At 56.1% G+C, this 17,911-nt stretch carries 10 protein-coding genes; 2 read left to right on the forward strand and 8 right to left on the reverse strand.

The genetic code is table 11. The features are described 5' to 3' along the window. Window positions 1–39: 39 nt before the first annotated feature. The 6 genes from ACN28R_RS16445 to ACN28R_RS16470 all read right to left on the reverse strand — a co-directional run bounded on the left by ACN28R_RS16445 (window position 40) and on the right by ACN28R_RS16470 (window position 14,512). Window positions 40–294: a DUF3021 family protein gene (locus tag ACN28R_RS16445; RefSeq protein ID WP_095834966.1), complete on the reverse strand. Its 255-nt coding sequence runs from the start codon at window positions 292–294 to the stop codon at window positions 40–42. Then, the gene (locus ACN28R_RS16450) at window positions 291–9,086 is read right to left on the reverse strand and encodes a hemagglutinin repeat-containing protein (RefSeq protein WP_095834967.1); all 8,796 of its coding nucleotides are present in this window, start codon (window positions 9,084–9,086) and stop codon (window positions 291–293) included. The genes ACN28R_RS16445 and ACN28R_RS16450 overlap by 4 nt, the downstream gene beginning before the upstream one ends. Beyond that, window positions 9,083–9,631 (reverse strand): toxin-activating lysine-acyltransferase, encoded by a 549-nt coding sequence (locus ACN28R_RS16455; protein ID WP_095834968.1) that lies wholly within the window; start codon window positions 9,629–9,631, stop codon window positions 9,083–9,085. Before ACN28R_RS16455 ends, ACN28R_RS16450 begins: the two co-directional genes overlap by 4 nt. Beyond that, window positions 9,631–11,286: a ShlB/FhaC/HecB family hemolysin secretion/activation protein gene (locus ACN28R_RS16460; RefSeq protein ID WP_095835832.1), complete on the reverse strand. Its 1,656-nt coding sequence runs from the start codon at window positions 11,284–11,286 to the stop codon at window positions 9,631–9,633. The genes ACN28R_RS16455 and ACN28R_RS16460 overlap by 1 nt, the downstream gene beginning before the upstream one ends. Before the next feature lie 373 nt (window positions 11,287–11,659). Next, window positions 11,660–13,273, reverse strand: coding sequence for a methyl-accepting chemotaxis protein (locus ACN28R_RS16465; protein WP_095834969.1), 1,614 nt, complete (start codon window positions 13,271–13,273; stop codon window positions 11,660–11,662). A 171-nt stretch (window positions 13,274–13,444) separates the two neighbouring features. After that, a complete protein-coding gene (locus ACN28R_RS16470; protein ID WP_048636405.1) occupies window positions 13,445–14,512 on the reverse strand; it encodes an alpha/beta fold hydrolase in 1,068 nt (355 codons plus the stop codon). Between the two features lie 417 nt (window positions 14,513–14,929). Here ACN28R_RS16470 and ACN28R_RS16475 point away from each other — a divergent pair, with 417 nt between their 5' ends. Beyond that, window positions 14,930–15,433, forward strand: a complete 504-nt coding sequence (locus ACN28R_RS16475) for a GNAT family N-acetyltransferase (RefSeq protein ID WP_048636406.1) — start codon at window positions 14,930–14,932, stop codon at window positions 15,431–15,433. 143 nt (window positions 15,434–15,576) lie between these two features. On the opposite strand, the gene rraB is transcribed toward ACN28R_RS16475, so the two are convergent. Further along, window positions 15,577–16,002, reverse strand: coding sequence for a ribonuclease E inhibitor RraB (rraB, locus tag ACN28R_RS16480; RefSeq protein WP_048636407.1), 426 nt, complete (start codon window positions 16,000–16,002; stop codon window positions 15,577–15,579). A gap of 162 nt (window positions 16,003–16,164) precedes the next feature. Between rraB and argF the strand changes: the two genes are divergently transcribed. Beyond that, on the forward strand, window positions 16,165–17,172 hold the full coding sequence (gene argF / locus ACN28R_RS16485) for an ornithine carbamoyltransferase (RefSeq protein ID WP_095834970.1): 1,008 nt from the start codon (window positions 16,165–16,167) through the stop codon (window positions 17,170–17,172). A gap of 161 nt (window positions 17,173–17,333) precedes the next feature. Here the strand turns inward: argF and ACN28R_RS16490 are convergent, their stop codons facing one another. Beyond that, complete coding sequence (locus ACN28R_RS16490) at window positions 17,334–17,801, reverse strand: NanQ anomerase/TabA/YiaL family protein (RefSeq protein ID WP_095834971.1); 468 nt, start codon at window positions 17,799–17,801, stop codon at window positions 17,334–17,336. Window positions 17,802–17,911 lie beyond the last annotated feature (110 nt).

Genomic DNA, 17,911 nt, shown 5'->3' on the forward strand with positions numbered 1-17,911 from the left:
GCCTGTTTTAGGAGTCGGGATTCATATATTAATTTGAGTTTATGGATCAGTATGCTCTGATTTACGGGCTTTGCGTTCATCTATCTTGGCAAAGATCCATGAACCACTACCAGTAGCGACTCCCGCTATTCCACTCATAATTAAAGTCTTAAATATCGCGTCCATACCAATATAAAAATTACCCGCATACACATAAGTAATAACTAATCTCAAAACTATTCCCAACAAGAAAAAGCATATAGTCCCATATAAAATGCTTAAGATAAGAAGCGTGAAGGTTGGTTTTTTACTCATTTCTTATCTCCCTTCTGGTTAATGGCATCTGAAGTTGCATCTCCCACGACTTCAGATGTAAAGGTACTACCTATCTCAGCCCAAAAACCAGACGAGGAGCCTAATGCAGGTCTAAGTAAATCAGGTGCATATTTACCCACTAATCCCCCACTCCACGCTCCCACGCCTGCACCAATAATTGCCCCCTTATCCGCCCCATCCGTAAATACCGCGCCTCCCATCGCTATACCGACGTTCGGCAAAATATTACGCCCCGGAGCTAACCCGCCAGTAACTAACGCCGCCGTGGTACTCCAATAATCATAGGTCTTGTTTTCATTACCCGGCTGGCTCAGGTCATACCATTGATACGCGGCATTCGCGCCGCCACTCAGCGCGGAACTTACCGCCACTTTGCCTATTGACGCCGCCGGCCCCAGATACCACGCACCGGCTATCAGTACGCCGTTCGTATAGCCGTCCACTATCGCTTTGGAAATGTCCTGCCCTTCCGGCATCGTCCCCGTCAGCAGTTTATGCATCGCATACTGCCGCTCTTCTTCCGTTACCGGGTTCAGCACATTTCCTTCCTCGTCCGTCAGGTTGGTATTGGTATACAGCGATGACACCGACTGACCGTAATCCTGCAATCCTTGCGGCATACTATCCGGGCTAAAGAAATTATTGTCGATCGTCGTCTTCCCTGACTGGGCGCCGGCCAGGGCGGATGCGGAGCTGTCTCCCACCAGTCCGCCTGCCAACCCTGAGGCCAGCGTCGCCAGCGCCGATATCGTCTGTTTCTCTTCCTCGCTCAGTTCACCGACCTTTTTACCATACGCTTCGGTCGCTATCATCCCCATCAGCTCGCCGGTCGCCGCGCCTGCCGCCGCTGTCGCGCCATCCTTGCCCTGCATCGCCGCCAGCGCCGCGTTCACTGTCGCGTGCGCCAGTACCCGCCCGGCCATATTATCTTCCGGTATTGTCTGAGCGATGACATTGGCCACATAAGGCGCCACGCCACCGGCAATTGCCGCCTGCATATCTCCCCCGGCCAGCCCCTGCACCGCCGCCGTCGCCGCCTGTATCGCCCGCTGGACCGCGCTGCCGGTGCCATATTTCTGCATTTCGGTTTTGTAGGTATCCGTTTCTCGCAGTTGCTCGGCGGTATAATTCGGGTGTTGCGCTTTCGCTTTGTTTGTCGCCTGAATTTGCCCTTCCGTGCGCGCGATATCCGCCACCTGATTGCCGATTTCGCCTATCAGTTGCGCCTGTTGCAGCCGGTTTTGCTCTTTCTCCTTGTCGAATATCGGCGATAGCGTCTGGTTGGCGTGCTCCACATCACGGCTCAGATCCGCCACATCCTGCGTCTGCCTGTTCGGGTCGCGAAGGGTTATCGTGCCTGCGGATACCGCCGCACGGGTGGTGCCGCTGTCATGACCTTCACTATCCGACCCCACCAGCAGACCATTCGCCATATTGCCCGCGAACTGACTGCCGATGCTGCCGCCGGTGCTTATGCCGATGCTCTGATGCTCTACCTTATAGTCCGCCTGATTATGGATATCGCCAAAGCCCAGCGTACCGGTATCGAGCCGGTTTTTGTCCGGCGTGGCGGTCGAACCGATGACCGCGCCGTTGAGCTGGGTATGTTCGCCCACCGTCACGTCAAAGCCGCCCTTACCGGCGAAAATGCCCGTTTGCTCAACCACCGAATCGTAGTTGCTGTGCATCTTGTCCCTGCTCAGGTTGACGCTCGCCGAGCCGCTCATCGAGCCAAAGGTGAAGCTGCCGCCGGCGCTGGCGTTCTGCTGTTTCGCGTCGTAGCGGTCGCTGTCCTGCTCCGAGGTCATCGTCAGGTTGCGCCCCACCTCCGCTTTCACCGTCTCGCCGCTGACCTGCGCGCCGGTGAGCGTGGTATCGCGCCCGCTGAGTATCGTGACCTGGCGTCCCGCATCCACCGTGGTTTCGGTATGGGTGGTGCCGTTGCCGCTCTCGCTGCCTTTGCCCTTGTTGACGCTGGCGGAGACGCTGATGCCCCAGCCGCCGGAACCGACGCCAATGCCCACGCCGACGCTGCCGCCGCTGCTTTCGTTTTTGCCCTCAAGCTGTTGGGTGTTCTCCGCCGAAAGCAGGTTGAGGTCGCGATTGGCGGCAAGCAGCACGTTGTTCCCCGCCTTAAGCTGGCTGCCTTGTAGCGTCAGGTCGCCGTCCTGGCCTTGCGCGCCGGAACCGGTCGCGCTAATGCTGAGATCGTTGCCCGCCGTCAGGCTGCTGCCCTGCGCGGTGTTCTGCTCGCTGCGCTGCGTTGATTTCGATGACTGGCTGCCGTAAGAGAGGCTGACGCCCACGGTATTATTGTTTGCCGCATCCCCGCCTTGCGCCGCGTCCAAACGCGCCGCCTGTGCCGCCTGCACGCCGCTCAGCGTCGCCTTCACTCCTTGCAGCGCTTTCAGGCGGTCATTATCGGTGTCTCTGGCGCTCTGCGCCGTCGACACGGCGGTATTCAACGCGCTGCCCGCCATACCGGAGAGCGCCAGCGTCAGGCCCGACGTTTTCTGCTCCACTTCGTGCGTCTGGCGGCTCTGATTCTGCGCCGCTTCGATGTTGACGTTCTTACCGCTGAGCGTCATATCATTGCCCGCCACCAGCTCCGAGCCGGTCACGGCGAGGTTGTTGCCCGCTCCCAGCGTCAGATCGCCGTTTACGCTGCCGACCGTGCTGCCCAACTGCGTCACGTCCTGGCCGGTATCGGTCACTTTCAGGCTTTGCGTGCCGATGCTGAAACCAATGCCGCCGGAGCTCATCAGACCGGATTTTTTCTCCTGTTTCTCATGCTGTTCGTTATTACGTTCGCTCATACCGCCGACGGTCAGATCGTTGCCCGCCAGCAGAGACACGTCGCCGCTGCCCGCCACGCTGCTGCCCAGCACGGCAAGGTCGTTGCCCGCTTTGATGTCAACCTTATCGCCGCTGAGCTCGCTGCCCTGTACCGTCTGGCGGGAGACGACGTCATGCGTACGGGTGGTGGTCTTCGACAGCCAGCCGCTGCTGCCCGTTACCTTATGGCGTTCATCCAGATCGAGCGTATTCTCCGCGCCTTTAATGTTCACGTCATGCCCGGCGCTCAGTTGCAGCGCATTCTCCGATGAGAGCAACGCCGCCTGCGCGTTAATGTCGTTACCCGCCGCCAGCGTAACATCGCCTTTACCGACCACTTCGCTGCCCACGCTGTCGCGCCGGCTTTGCTTCAGGGTGTTCTCGCTGTCCCAGACCAGGTCGTCGCTGCTGGCGGTGGTGACGGTATCGAGGTTCAGATCGCGCTGGGCGATAAGCCGCGTCTGACCATTTTCGCCGCTGTTCACTACCTGGGCTGCCGTCAGGTTCAGATCGCGCCCGGCCTGGAGGGTCAACTTGCCGTCCTCGCCCTGAACGTAAATGCCGGAAACGCTGTCGATGGTGGTTCTGGCGAAACGGTTCTGATCCGTGGCGCTTTCCGCGCTGCGTACGGTGGCGGCGGCGTTAATATCGCGTCCGGCGCTTGCCAGCAGGCTGTCGTTGCCTTGAATAATGCCGCCGATATTGTTGATATCCGTCCGGGCGTTCAGGCCGACATCGGCCCCCTGAATAGTGCCGGTCTGGTTGGTAATATTATCGGCATTCAACTGCAACACGCGGCGTCCGGCGATGGTGCCGCGGTTAAACAGATCGCCATCGAGTTTCATCACGACATTGTTACCGGCAATCAGCGCCCCGGAGCCGTCTATATCGTCAGGTTTCACTTTGGCGTAGACCTGCGGCACCAGCACCGTCTGCATGGAGCCATCCGGCATGTTCACCTCGCTATTCACCAGCCAGACGATATCGCCGGTCAGCAGCGCCATCTGCTCCGGCGTCAGCGCCACGCCAAGTTTCAACGCGTACTGTTTGCCGAACGTAATCCCTTGATCCATTAATGCTTTGAATTGTTCTTCGTCGCTGGCGTAGCCGTCCAGATAGCGCTGGCCGGTCAGTTCAATCACCTGCTCGCGGACCAGACGCTGCTCATAGTAGCCGTCGCCAAGGCGCTTGGCCGTGTTATCGCCGCTCTGATTGAAGGCGTTCTGCATATAATCGCTGCCGAGCCACTGTTTCTCATTGGTGAAGCGCGGATCGGTCTCCACCAGGTAGGGCACGTCCGTCGACGGGTTAACGGTGAACAGACTGTTATCCGGCAGTTTAGTGTCCGGGCCGACGATGCGGATGGTTCCTTCCGGAGGATTGACCTCAAACTGCTGACCCGGCGGCGGGGTAACCGGCTCGCCGGCGGACACCGACTGTAATTGCGGCGCGCGGGAGTCGCCATTCACCTGCGCCGTGACCGCTCCCGCCTGGCCGATGGTTAGATCGATACCCTGCGGCGTCAGCGCATTAAGGTTGAGCGAACTGCCCTGAACCTCGCCATTACTGACAAGCTGGCCCGGCTTAAGCGCAATGGTCTGAATCACCGTTGGCGGGGTGTAGGCGGTGCGATCGGCGCCTTGTTCATCCGTACCTTTATGGCGGATACGGTAGTAGTGCGTCACCCAGCCCGCATCGCTGGTATGGCGCTCGCCGGACACGTCGTCGTTTTTAACCTCTCTCATGCCGCTGGTTTCCAGCGTACCGCCCGCGACAATCCGGCTTTTATCGTTGAAGAGCGCATCGCCGGCCAACGTTATGTTGCCGCCAGCAAGGATTTGCGCCGGATCGGACGTTTTAATCCGCGCCTCCTGCACCGTACGGTTGTAGTCGTACTGGCTGAAGCTATCGTTATTCGAACCCGTATCTTCCGGCGTGTTCAGGTTGCGCAGGCCGTCTGACGAGTTGCCGTCGACAAAGACGCCCTCCTCGTCGGCGTTCCAGCGATTCGGCGAGCCGGCATGCTGATATTCGGTCACCGGTCCGCTGGAAACGGTGACGAGTTCGGTGGCGAAGTTGTCGTTGATGTTATTGATCTGCCCGGCGGCGATCGCCATGTTTCCGGCAGACTCAATGGTAGCGCTATGGTTGTTGATCGTGGTCGCCAGCCCCGTCGCCGCGCCATTTTCAGCCAGCGCGCCGCCCATCGCCATATCGCCCGCGCTATAGATCAGGCCGTGCCCGCTGTTGTTGAGTGTTTGAACGCCGATATCCACGCGTTCGCGGCCGGCAAGGGTAGCCGCCGCGCCGTTTTCGGCCTGATTGTTGAACGTCGCCGCGTTCACGCCGATGGCGTCGCCATAAATACGCCCGCTACCGGTATTGGTGAGCGTACCGGCGTTGAGGCGCGTATACCCGCCGTCAATCAGCCCGTAATTAAGTAGCGTGCCGTCAACATTCAGCCAATTCTGTCCGGCATTGATTTCGCCGGCCGCCGTATTCGTCAGGTTGCCGCCGCGCAGATCGAGTTTACTCCCCGCCAGCAGCCGGCCGCTGTTGGTGATGCTTCCCGGCGTGATGAGCGTGAAATTGCCGTTGGCGATCGCCGTGCCGCTATTGGCAAACGACTGATGGCTTTGCAGCGTCATATCGCCAAGCGAGAGCAATTGCCCGCTTCCGTCGACGTTATCCGCCTGGATATCCAGCTGCGTACCCGCTTGCACCACACCGTCGCGGTTGATGAGATTAAGTCCTGAGCCGCTCACCTTCAACGCACCGGAAGAGGCCAGCGCGCCTGCACTGTTGTTCAACTCGCCGTTATTGCTAATCGTCAGCGCGTTATCGGCAAGGATACTGCCGCTCTGGTTGTTGAGTCCGCCGGTGTTGAGATTGACGGTCTGGCCTTCCAGCCCCTGATTCGCGCCCTGGGTGTTCTGATTAACCACATTAAGCGCATTGAGGGTAAGGTTCGCGCCGCTGCGGATAAGCCCGGAGACGTTATCGATCGCGCCTTTGGCGTTATCAAGCAGCACATCGCCCACCGCCTGAATCTGCCCGCCGCCGTTTTGCAGGTTGCCGGTATGCAAACTGGCGTTTGATTCACCGATGACGCGCCCTCCATCGCGGTTATCCAGATCCGCGGCGATAAGGTCGAGCCCGCCTTTCGCCGCCAGCGTGCCGCCCTGGTTGTTCAGCTCGCCGCTACTCAGGGTTAACGTACCGAGGCTATTGAGCGTTCCCGACTGGTTGTTAAAGGTCTGTCCCTGGGTAGCGAGCGCGACGCTTCCGCCCTGTATCAGGCCGGATTGGTTTGTCAGCCCTTCGCTTAACGAGAGCGTCAGCGCGTCGGCGGAAACCAACTGTCCGGCAGTGTTGTCAAGCTGGCCGCCGGTCAACGAAAACGCGTTGCCGGCAAGGATAAGACCGTGGTTATTGGTGAGCGCATCGGCCGCCAGCGTCATTGCGCCCTGGCCGATCAGGCCGCCTTTTTCGCCGCTGTTGCGGTTAGTCAGCTCGCCGGCGTCGACAGCCAAGCTATCGCCGCTCTGAATAAGCCCGCCGTCATCATTGTTGATGCGTTCGCCGCGAAGAGTGAGCGCTTTTTGCGCCGCCAGTTGTCCAGCGCGATTGTCCAGAGTATCGGCGTTAATCTCTGCCGCATCGCCGCTGACCAGCGTACCTTGTCGGTTACGCAGTTCGCCGGCGTCAAGCGAGAGCGCATTGCCCGCGCCGATAACGCCGGCGCTGTTATCCAGCCACTGGGAAGCGTTAAGGGTCATCCCGCTGCCGGATTTAATAGAACCGTCCAGATTGAGGAAGGTAGTGAAGTCGGCCGCCAGCGCCTGTTCGGAGCCGAACACCCCGTTGCTGTTGTCCACCGCCAGACCTTTGTAGGCCAGCGTTCCGTGGCTGATGACCGATCCGTTCTGGTTATTCAGCGCGCCGCTATTGATCCCCAACGCGCCATAAGAGAGCAGGATGCCGGACTGGTTATTGAGCGTACCGTCGTTCAGCGCCAGATCGAGCCCCTCGGCCAGCACCACGCCCTGCTGGTTTCCCATCCCGCCGGATTCGATACGTTGTGATTTGGCCGCCTCAATACGCCCGTTACGGTTATTGATGGCCTGTTGGCTGCGAATCTCGCCCTTGCCGGCCGAGGCGGATACCAGGCCTTCTTCATTATCGAGTTCGGAAGCGTCTACGGTGGTATTCCCGGCCGCGGCAAGCGTTCCTTTCCGGTTATCCAGCTTGCCTTTAACCTGGGCGTTCAGGTTGCCGTTCTGTGCCGCCAGCACGTTGCCGCTCTGGTTGTTAAGCGTCTGCGCACTCAGGTTAACATTACCGTTGGCGGCAATTTTCCCCTGCTGGTTATTAATCTCGCCCGGCAGGTTTAACGCCAGATCGCCGTTGCCGGTCTGGACGATTTCTCCCTGCCGGTTCGACAGACTCTGCGCTGAAAGGGCCACGGCGTCGGCGCCGAGCGTACCGCCATCATTATTCAGTTGCTTGTCGGTACGCGCCGTCAGTTGCTGCGCGTAAACCTGTGCATTTTGTGTGTTGAGATTGCCTTTCCCGGCGTCCAGTTCAACTTGCGTTCCCTGAGTCTGGCTATCGCTGAGATCCATCCCCTGACTGCTGACGCTGAGATTGCCGCCCGCCAACGTTTTGCCATGCGCGTTCAACTGGCCGCTGGCGCTCAGTCGCAAATCGCCTTTTTGCGCCAGTTGCCCGTTATCTTTCACGCCTGCCGCCAGCACGCTTCCTTTGCTGCTGGTCAGCGTGGCCGACTGGAGCTGCGCATTGTTGCCCGCAATGACGGAGCCGCTGTTGTTGATCGCGCCTTGACTCTGGATGCCGGCGTTATTCCCGGCGCGAACCGTACCGCTGTTGGTTATGCCCGCGTTAGACGCCAGTTGCGTATCGTCGCTGGCGCCGATAGCGCCGCTGTTTTCAATACGTCCGTCAGCGGTGATCACCACGCTGCCCGCCTGCGCGCCGATGGCGCCCGCGTTACGCACGCCCACGCCGCTTTCCGTGCCGACCATGCGGATTTTGCCCGCGTACATGCCGCCGAGGGAGGCGGTATCCAGCGCCAGTTGCGGGGACGTGGCGGGATCGCCGGCGCTTTTTTCTATACGGTCATGCTCGGCATCGACCTTGTTGCGCCCGGTCGTGACTTTCAAATCATTGGCCCACAGACCGGCGTTGATTTTTACCGAACGGGCGATGATATCGGTGTAATCCGCACCGGAGGTATCCATACCCGCTCCATCCACCACCACCTCGCCCCGTTCAACGTTATAGCCGGTTATGTCGCCGTTGTTCATCTGCACCTGGCCGGTGGTGAGCGTAGCGCGATTCGCGTTGATAAAGCCGCAGCCGCTACAGGTAATGCCGGCCGGGTTGGCGATCACCACCTGCGCTTTTTTACCCGCCACTTCAATGAAGCCATTCAGACGGCTCGGATCGCGCGAGTTGACCTCATTGAGAATGATTTTGGCCTCCCCCTTGGCAAGCCACGGGTTGCCCGTCACCATGCCCCCCAACTGCGTCTGCGCATTTTGGCGGGAGTTATTGAGAATGGCGCCCTTCTGATCAACATCGAACTGGCTGAAGCTATTGCGCGAGACGCCGCCGGCGGAAGGCGTCTGAATATTGACCTGCGGCGTACCGTTGGCGCTATTGAGAATGGTCGGCTGCTGGTTTTTCGGCGCGCCTCTGTCAGCCACAATATTCGCCTGAACGGGCTGCACCACCCCCATCGCCAGCCAGAGGCCGAAGCCGATCGCGCTGACTTTGCCGATAAGGCGGCCGTGCGTATGCCCAATGCCGGAAGAGGGTGAAGAACCGGCGCGGCCGGAGCGGGCGATATCCGCCACGACCATCAGCATGCCGCGCGCTTTGTTAAAAACGATACGATACAGGTTCTTGTTCATCTCAGTGTCCTTCCTGTTAAAACTTCCGGCAGATCAACGGCCAGGGGATGTGCTTTACACCAATTTTTTGCCGCCTCGCGGCTGACTCGCGCGCCGTGGAACATCATTACGCGTTTACCGCGTTCCTGTCCGCGGTGGTACAACGCGCGGGCGCTGTGGTCGGGGAAAATGTCATCGCGCATCAGTTTGTTCATCGCGGCGGTGTGTCCAAAAGGCGCGATCCAGTCGCACAGCCACATCCGATCGCCGCTGTCCCAGTCTTCTTCCTTCATGTGGATAGCGGGGCGAGTGAGATAGCGCGCCTCCGATTCCAGGTTGAGCCACGCCCAGCTCAGAAAGAAAATGGGGCGCTCCCGCTCGGCGACCAAAACGTACTGCCGGCGTTTGATGATGGGCAACAGCAGCGTCGGTAACGCGTGTAACGGCGCATCGCGATGCAGCGGCGAATGCATCCACAACCACACGGAGGCGCCAAGCGCTTCCGCTTCGTTCGCTTCGCCGCCCAGGAGCAGCGGCGCTTTGATGTCATAATTTCCGACGCGCATTACCAGCTCCAGTTGAGGTTGAACCCGAAAGTCGCGGAGTCGGTTTCAAAGCCGTCCGGTTTCGAGAAGGGAACGCCGGCGAACAGGTCATAGCTGGTGTTGAGTACGTAGCCGCGCAGGCCGACGACGCCGCCCGCCAGATGATTGCCGACCAGGGTTTCCGTGCCTGCGCCGCCCACCTCGCCGTAGTCGGCGCCAAGATACAGTTCCTGATTCGGCAGCGGCGTGCGCCAGGCCAGATCGTTGCGCACATACCAGCCGCGGCTGGCGTTAAGGGTGCGTTCGCCATCAAAACCGCGCACCGTCCAACGGTTGCCGATGGCGAACTGATCCTGGGGCGTAAGCGGCGTGTTGCTCATCTGGCGCAGGTACTGCACGTTGTAGCGGAACGACTGCGAACCGATGTCAAAGGGCACGTCGAGCCCGGCGTTAAACTGCAAAATTTTGCCGAGCGCCGTCGCATAGCCGCCAAACTCTTCCGGCGCAGGACGCGCGCCGAACCAGCGGGTGCCGCGCTGGTAGCTGACGCCGGCGTCAAACGTGGCCTGGCCGATATAGTGGCGGTGTTGCAGCCCCAGCCGCCATGCGGCAGTCTGGCGGCGCTGCACCTCCACCTCGGTGTCGTTGATAAAGTTGCGGGTTTCGCGCGCCAGCACATCATAGGTCAACGTGGTTTTCTGGCTGCTGCTGCGGTGCAGTACGCGGCTTAACTGCACATTGAGATTTTTACTTCTGCCGCTGTAACGGTAATCCTCATTTAGACCGGCCACCGTCTGGTGATAGTCATAATCGCTGCCGGTGATCCCCAGCATCCAGTACCCAAAAGGAACCGAGTAGTGCGCCGTATAGTTGCGGCTCCCCTTTCCACCCTTATCATGCAAATCGCGGCTGGCGGAGACGTAGAGGAGATCGCTGAGTGAAAAAGGATTATCAAGCGAGAGCGTGGCGCCCCCCTGATAGCGGCCGGTGCTTTTGGTTCCGGAGTCATCCAGCGACAGACCAAGACGCCACATTTTTTCCTGCTTGCGGGTAATGACGATATCGCTCTCGCCCGGTTGTTCGCCGGGGATAATCTCCATACTTGCCTGCACGGTGGGAAGGCGCTGCAAATTTTCCAGCCCTTGCTCGATATCGCGCAGGTCGAGCAGGTTCCCCTCATGAGCCGGAAAAGCGCTGTAGAGCTGAATATAGTCATCGCTGTCCGCCGTCAGTTTCACCGAGCGGACATAGCCCGGCACGATAGCGAGCGTCAGCGTACCGCTTTTCAGATCCTGCGCCGGTGCCAGAACGCGCGCGGTGACATAGCCGTGATCGATCAACCGGTTTTGCAAGGCGCTCATCAGCAAATTGATCCCTTTCGCCCCCAGGCAGCGATCCACCGCCTGATCGGCCAGTCGCTGCAATGGCAGCCAGCCAGGGAAGTCCTGGGTACCGTGCAGATCGACCTTTTTGATTGGGAAGCATGGGGTCATTTCCACGGGGAAATGCAAACGGGTCAGGAAAGATCCGGGAGGCTGCAGGCGGACATCCGGCGCCTGCGGCGTCAGTTGACGTTCCTGCGCCCGTTGCCGTTCCTGCTGGTTGATTTGCTGCTGGTTGATCTGCCGGTTATCGATCTGAGACGGATCAATGGGCTCAGCCGCATTCACTGCCATTGCAAAGAAAGGTAAAGGAACCGTTAATAGAAAATAACGTAAAAAATCGGTCCCCAAATGGGGTTTTTTATTTAACAGATTGATTTTATTTAATAAACAACCAAAGGAAACAATCCTTGTCATTATTGTTACACCATAAAATTAAATTATTAGTTACATTTTCACACCGAAAATAGCCGTTCAGAAATAAGAAGAATCTTATTCGCTCATATATCAGATTAAAGGCAAATACATTAATAAAATTAATATGTTGCCGCTGAAAACGGGCCGCAAGGCGACGTACGCCATGGGTAACGGCAATCTGAAATGTATCGCCTGTTTTCGCTACCGGGATGACCCTATCGAAAACAGGCAATAAAGGAGATTTAAAGACTTAGCGGGCGTCCGCCAACGCGAGATTCTGGCGCAGCTCCGATAACGGAATATCCATCCTTTCTCTCTCAATCTGGAAACGAGTCACGGACTGTTGCAGGTTGGCCACCTGTTCCTGCAAAGAACCGGCGGACGTCGCGACTTCCGACACCAGCGTCGCATTCTGCTGGGTCGCCGTATCCATTTGATTGATGGCGATATTAATCTGCGAAATGCCCCGGCTTTGCTCACCGGAAGCCAGCATGATCTCATCCATGATATCCACCACTTTTTTCACGTCGATCAGGACTTCATCCATGGTATTACCGGCTACCTCAACCAACCCGGCGCCTTTCTCAATCCGGCTGAGAGAAGCATCAATCATCGTGCCGATCTCTTTCGCCGCCGTCGCGCTGCGTTGGGCTAGCGTTCTCACTTCGGACGCCACCACGGCAAACCCTTTACCGTACTGGCCGGCCCGGGCGGACTCCACCGCCGCATTCAGCGCCAGCAGGTTAGTCTGGAAAGCAATACCGTCAATCACGCCGACAATATCGGAAATCTTGGCGGAGCTCTGTTTGATCGAGCGCATGGTATCAACCACTTCCGACACGACATTACCGCCGCGGGACGCGGAATCAGAGGCTTTCTGCGCCAGGTCATTGGCTTTACGGGTGTTGTCCTCGTTGTTTTTCACCGTCGCCATGATCTGTTCCATGCTCGATGCGGTTTCATCCAATGAAGCGGCCTGTTGCTCCGTACGGCTGGAGAGATCGATGTTTCCCGATGCGATCTCTTCCACTCCGATACCGATCGCGTCCGTCCCGTTGCGCACCACCAGCACCATGTTTTCCAGCCCATCGCGCATGCGCTGAACCGCCGAAAACAGCTGGGCGATTTCATTTTTCCCGCGGATATCGATTTTGGCCCGCAGATCGCCTTCGGCAATACGGTCAAAAACCGCAATCGCCTGATTCAGCGGCTTCACCACCAAGTTAGTCATAATGGACCAGGCCAGCGCCGCCAGCAGCACGGCGCACGCAATGGCGCCATACAAAATGACCGTCATGCTTTTAACGCGATCGTTAGAGTCATCGTAGGCGGTATCAATGCTCTGCAGTTTGTAGCTCACCAGCGCTTTGGACGATTTATCGAATGCGGCGTAAAGCACCGTGGACTTGCCCGCGCGTTGGCGATACTCATCCAGGTTTCCGGCCTCAAGCGCAGCGACGCCGGGCTCGATAAAGTCTTTCATCAGGCTGTCGCGATTCGCGGCCATCTCTGACGAAATCACTTTTTCCTGCTCGGATTGCGGATACGTCAGGTATTGCTGCCATTTTCCATTGGCGCCGTTAATTTTGTCTTTCGCTCGTCCCAGCGCCACCTTGGCCGCATCGGTGTTACCGCTTCCCATCAGCGATTCATACAGACGCAAATCCAGCCGGGCGCGCAACAATAATTCAGAACTTTCGTTCAGCGCGACCAACCCAGGCAGAACTTCTTTATCGACCTGACCAAATGATTTATTTCCCGACTGCAGAGCGACTAATCCTAAGACACCGACAAAAAGCAATAACGCGGCCAATGAAAAAACCATGATACTGAGTGCGGTACGGATCTTTATCTTACGAAACATAAATTATCCCTATTGCCTGATAAACGAGAAAGTATGGGCCCTGGCGCCTCACCGGAGCCATTAAGCTATTCACACATGGAACCGCAATAAAAATAAAAGAATGACAACATTTAAAAGAATTACGACCGGTAGAAATAACTTTTCGTACCGGTCAATGATAATTATTTATTGTTATTTATGAGTGGGATGACTTTCTAAAAAATCTTTCAACTTATCTTTATAAAACTTCGCTGACATCATTGTGCCATGTCCGCTGGTTTCTTTACTGGCAGGAATCATAAATACATCGGCCTGCTTTATTTTTTTCAGCTCATTATCCAGTATTCCTGTTTCAACAGGATTACGTTCATCATCTTCAGAATTAATAACCAAAACGGGAGCCTTGATTTTACCCAATGCCGGCTCGGCATTATAATTTGCGGACGAACCCCAAATATAAATAAAGTCATTCGCATCGCTGGTTAACGGGGCTGCCAGGCGTTCTTCCACCAGCTTATCGGCTTGGGCGCGGGTCGGCGCTTTACTCTGGTAAGCCAGCGTCCCGCCGGTGGTGGCGATACTGAACATAATGCTGGCCGTCTTCAGCGCCGGCGGCTGCTGCGTGTAATTACCATTATTCCATGCCGGATCGCTCTTGATGGATTCAATTAATATACGCCGCATCATCCAGTTACGACCGGATAATTCATTCGGCAATGATGCCATCGGCACCAGCGCCTCCATCATGTCAGGGTGTTTTTCACCCCATATCCAGGTTTGCATGCCGCCCATGGAATAACCCATTACCAGGCGCAAATGTTTAATTCCCATTCCCTCTTTTAACAAACGATATTGCGCTTCCACCATATCGTTATAATCATATTGAGGAAATTTCATCCGTAATCCATCAGAGGGTTTAGATGATTTTCCGGATCCAATGCTTTCCGGCATAATAATAAAGTATTTACTACTATCCAACGCCTGACCGGGACCAAACAACTCCCCGCCGAAACCATTCGCTAATAACGCTTTAATCGGTTGATTGGTTCCGTGCAGTAATAAAACGGCGGGCTTGTTCCGATCGCCGATAGTGTAATAGTGAATGCGAAGATCCTTCAGCTTCTCTCCACTATTGAACGTGAACTCGGGAACAATCCAATCGGCCTCTTGGGGAGACGGGAAATTAGCTTGTGCGTGCGTTAAAGGTGACAGCATTAACAGAAAAGCGCCCACTAGCCCTGATACTATGCGGTTATCCATAAAACAACTCTTTGGCAATCATGGAAGATGAGAACACCGATGTTAATGTTTATTAGGAAAAATCCCAATAAACTAAGCAAGCTAATAATGAAAAAAATATTATTATCCGATAGTTTTATTTATGGCAAAATATTATACAGATAGTTTTTAATATGATGATATATCAGGCATTCATGCCTGACCTCCTTGCCCGGACATCCGCGCCGGCAGCCTGATATACCGCGCGCCATTTCATGCAATCCACAGCGGCGAACACGTTACCGATCTGCGCCGGCTCACCAACGCATCAGCAACCATCCATTATGGTTAATCCGCCCCCAACAGCAATCGGGCATTGCATCAATTTGGGATTAAATGGTATTACAATCCGCCTGTAGCCGTTCGATTCCCAATACCGTAAAAATAAGAGCGAATATCATGACAACCGCCATTCCCGCCAACTATTTGATTCGTCCTATTACGGCACCAGACAATGCTGCTATCGCCCGTGTTATCCGCTGCGTTTCCGCCGAGTTCAATTTGACGGCGGACAAAGGCTACACCGTATCCGATCCTAATCTGGACAGCCTGTTTGAGCTTTACAGCCAGCCGGATAGCGCCTATTGGGTGCTGGAATATGAAGGTGAAGTGGTTGGCGGCGGCGGCATCGCGCCGCTGGTGGACGGCGATGAAGATGTGTGTGAACTACAAAAGATGTATTTTTTACCGGTTCTGCGCGGCAAGGGGTTGGCCAGACAGTTAGCCTTACAGGCGCTGGACTTTGCCCGTCAGCACGGTTTTCGCCGTTGCTATCTGGAAACCACCAGCCATTTAACCAGCGCTATCCGCCTGTACCAGTCATTAGGGTTTGAACATATTCCCTATTCCATGGGCAATACCCGTCACACCGATTGTGAAGTGACCATGCTGAAAATGCTGTAGCCCGTTTATCTTCCCCTTGGAGGCGCTCAGGATCTTTGCGGGATCAACGGCAGAATCGGCAAGGTGGAATAAAAGGCGGGGAGTGAGGCGGGTCATCAGCCGTGGCGTTTTCACGGCCACGGCTTTGATGCGGAGCTTAATAATTAATGACGCTTACCATCATCATCTTCGTCATAGAAGTCTTCGTCGTTCGCTTCTTCGCCTTCCTCACCATCGGGATCTTCAAAGTAGGTGCCCCAACCGTCGTAGTTCACGCCATAGCGTTCGGCCAGCGTCAAAAGTTGTTCCACCTGAGCGTCGATCACTTCCGCATTCAATGACACTTCACTGATGGCATCACAGCACATCAACAAAATGCCGTCTTCCACTTCAAGCTCTTCCGCATCCGTCACTTCATAACCCAGTTTGAACGCTTCCACGGCGACTTTTTCCAGCACGTCGAACTGCTCGGCTGAGAAATGGTGCTCAATGGTATAAAGCGCATCCGGATCGCTGCCGTCATCCAGCAGTTCTTCGATGATCAGCCGTGTCTCTTCACGTTGTTCTTCCAGCAATTCGCGGTTTGCCATACCTCATTCCTCATTAACCGACGTAATATTCCGCCATTCTCCCACAGCCCTGCGGCCGTCTCCACCATAAAGTTTGATCCTGACACTTGAATTTGAATAATTACACATATAAAGTGAATTTTAATTCAATCATTGCGGCTGAGCCGCATGGAGATATGCGCCATGACATCATTTTATAAACGCCATTTTTTAAGATTAATGGATTTTACGCCCGTAGAAATTGCCACTCTTTTAGCCCTGTCGACGAAACTAAAAGCCGATAAAAAAAGCGGAAAAGAGATCCGCCATCTGCAAGGCAAGAACATCGCACTCATCTTCGAAAAAGATTCAACACGTACGCGTTGCTCTTTCGAAGTTGCTGCATACGATCAAGGGGCGCAGGTAACCTACCTGGCGCCGAGCGGAAGCCAAATCGGGCACAAAGAGTCCATCAAGGATACGGCGCGCGTTTTGGGAAAAATGTACGACGGCATCCAGTACCGCGGCTACGGCCAGCAGATCGTTGAAACGCTGGCGCAGTACGCCGGCGTCCCTGTCTGGAACGGTCTGACGGATGAATTTCATCCGACGCAGCTGCTGGCGGATCTGCTGACGATGCAGGAGCATTTACCGGCCAAGTCGCTGTCGGACATGAAGATGGCCTACGTGGGCGACGCCCGTAACAATATGGGCAATACCATGCTGGAAGCCGCCGCCTTAACCGGGCTGGATTTGCGTCTGGTCGCGCCCAAAGCCTGCTGGCCGGAAGAGGGACTGGTGGCGGAGTGCCAGGCCGCGGCCCAACAAACCGGCGGCAGCATCACCCTGACGGAAGATATTGCCGAGGGCGTGGCCGGCGTCGACTACATCTATACCGACGTGTGGGTCTCCATGGGCGAACCCAAAGAGGCCTGGCAGGAGCGCATTACTCTGCTGAAGCCTTATCAGGTCAACATGGCGATGATTGCCGCTACCGGTAATCCGCAGGTGAAATTCCTGCACTGCCTGCCGGCGTTTCATGACGACCAAACCACACTCGGCAAACAGATGGCCGAACAGTACGGCCTGCATGGCGGGATGGAAGTCACGGATGAAGTGTTTGAATCCGCGCACAGCATTGTGTTCGATCAGGCGGAAAACCGGATGCACACCATTAAAGCGGTGATGGTGGCGACGCTGAGTCAGGATTAATCAAGCGGTTGATCGCCATCTTCCCGTCATTCCCGCGCAGGCGGGAATCAGCCAATGGCTGTTTACGGTTTCAGCAGGAGTTCCCCGCCTACTGACACGGGAATGACGGGGATAGCTGGCGGGGATGACGGGGATAGTGGGTAGAGATGCTGAAAACGGCGCTACCGTACCAATGCCGCGTCAATCTTCACCACGGCTTTACGCACGCGCGCCGGTTCTCCGACCGCGCACAGCGGCTTGTGAACTTCGCCGGGGAAAAAGACCACAAAATCGCCTTCCTGCATCACCATCTGCTTTTCCTGTCCGCCTGAAGGTAAAAAAGCGATATCTTTATCCGCCAACCAGTCAACGTCGGGCTCGCCCGCCGGCAGATTGCTGAACGTCATGCCTTCCACGCCCGACAATACAATCTGAACATCCAGATATTTTGCGTGATACTCGGCGCGGCGCTTTTCCAGCGCTTCGGTGCTGTCGTTGGAAATCAGAACGAACGCGTTATCGCCATCGATATCATACTTACCCAACGGCGTATCCGCCGTTATGTTCTGCTTAACGTATTCAATCGCTTCACGCAATTTCGCGGGCAGATAAGGAACCAGCGCAAGATGATGGATATTGCCAGTGATCATGATTACCTCGGATTAAAATGAAATGCCGTTTTAACTGACTTTATACGCTTCAATCCGCACGCTCGCCAGCCTGTTATTCTGAAAAGATGACTTACGTCGCCCCCTTATAT

It is taken from the genome of Brenneria goodwinii, from assembly GCF_002291445.1.
Classification (GTDB): Bacteria; Pseudomonadota; Gammaproteobacteria; order Enterobacterales; family Enterobacteriaceae; genus Brenneria; species Brenneria goodwinii.

Bases quoted from the DNA above. Each gene is read 5' to 3' on its own strand.
- rraB (WP_048636407.1), bottom strand. From the start codon at position 16,002: ATGGCAAACCGCGAATTGCTGGAAGAACAACGTGAAGAGACACGGCTG.
- ACN28R_RS16470 (WP_048636405.1), bottom strand. From the start codon at position 14,512: ATGGATAACCGCATAGTATCAGGGCTAGTGGGCGCTTTTCTGTTAATG.
- ACN28R_RS16455 (WP_095834968.1), bottom strand. From the start codon at position 9,631: ATGCGCGTCGGAAATTATGACATCAAAGCGCCGCTGCTCCTGGGCGGC.
- ACN28R_RS16450 (WP_095834967.1), bottom strand. From the start codon at position 9,086: ATGAACAAGAACCTGTATCGTATCGTTTTTAACAAAGCGCGCGGCATG.
- ACN28R_RS16490 (WP_095834971.1), bottom strand. From the start codon at position 17,801: ATGATCACTGGCAATATCCATCATCTTGCGCTGGTTCCTTATCTGCCC.
- ACN28R_RS16460 (WP_095835832.1), bottom strand. From the start codon at position 11,286: ATGGCAGTGAATGCGGCTGAGCCCATTGATCCGTCTCAGATCGATAAC.
- ACN28R_RS16475 (WP_048636406.1), top strand. From the start codon at position 14,930: ATGACAACCGCCATTCCCGCCAACTATTTGATTCGTCCTATTACGGCA.
- argF (WP_095834970.1), top strand. From the start codon at position 16,165: ATGACATCATTTTATAAACGCCATTTTTTAAGATTAATGGATTTTACG.
- ACN28R_RS16465 (WP_095834969.1), bottom strand. From the start codon at position 13,273: ATGTTTCGTAAGATAAAGATCCGTACCGCACTCAGTATCATGGTTTTT.
- ACN28R_RS16445 (WP_095834966.1), bottom strand. From the start codon at position 294: ATGAGTAAAAAACCAACCTTCACGCTTCTTATCTTAAGCATTTTATAT.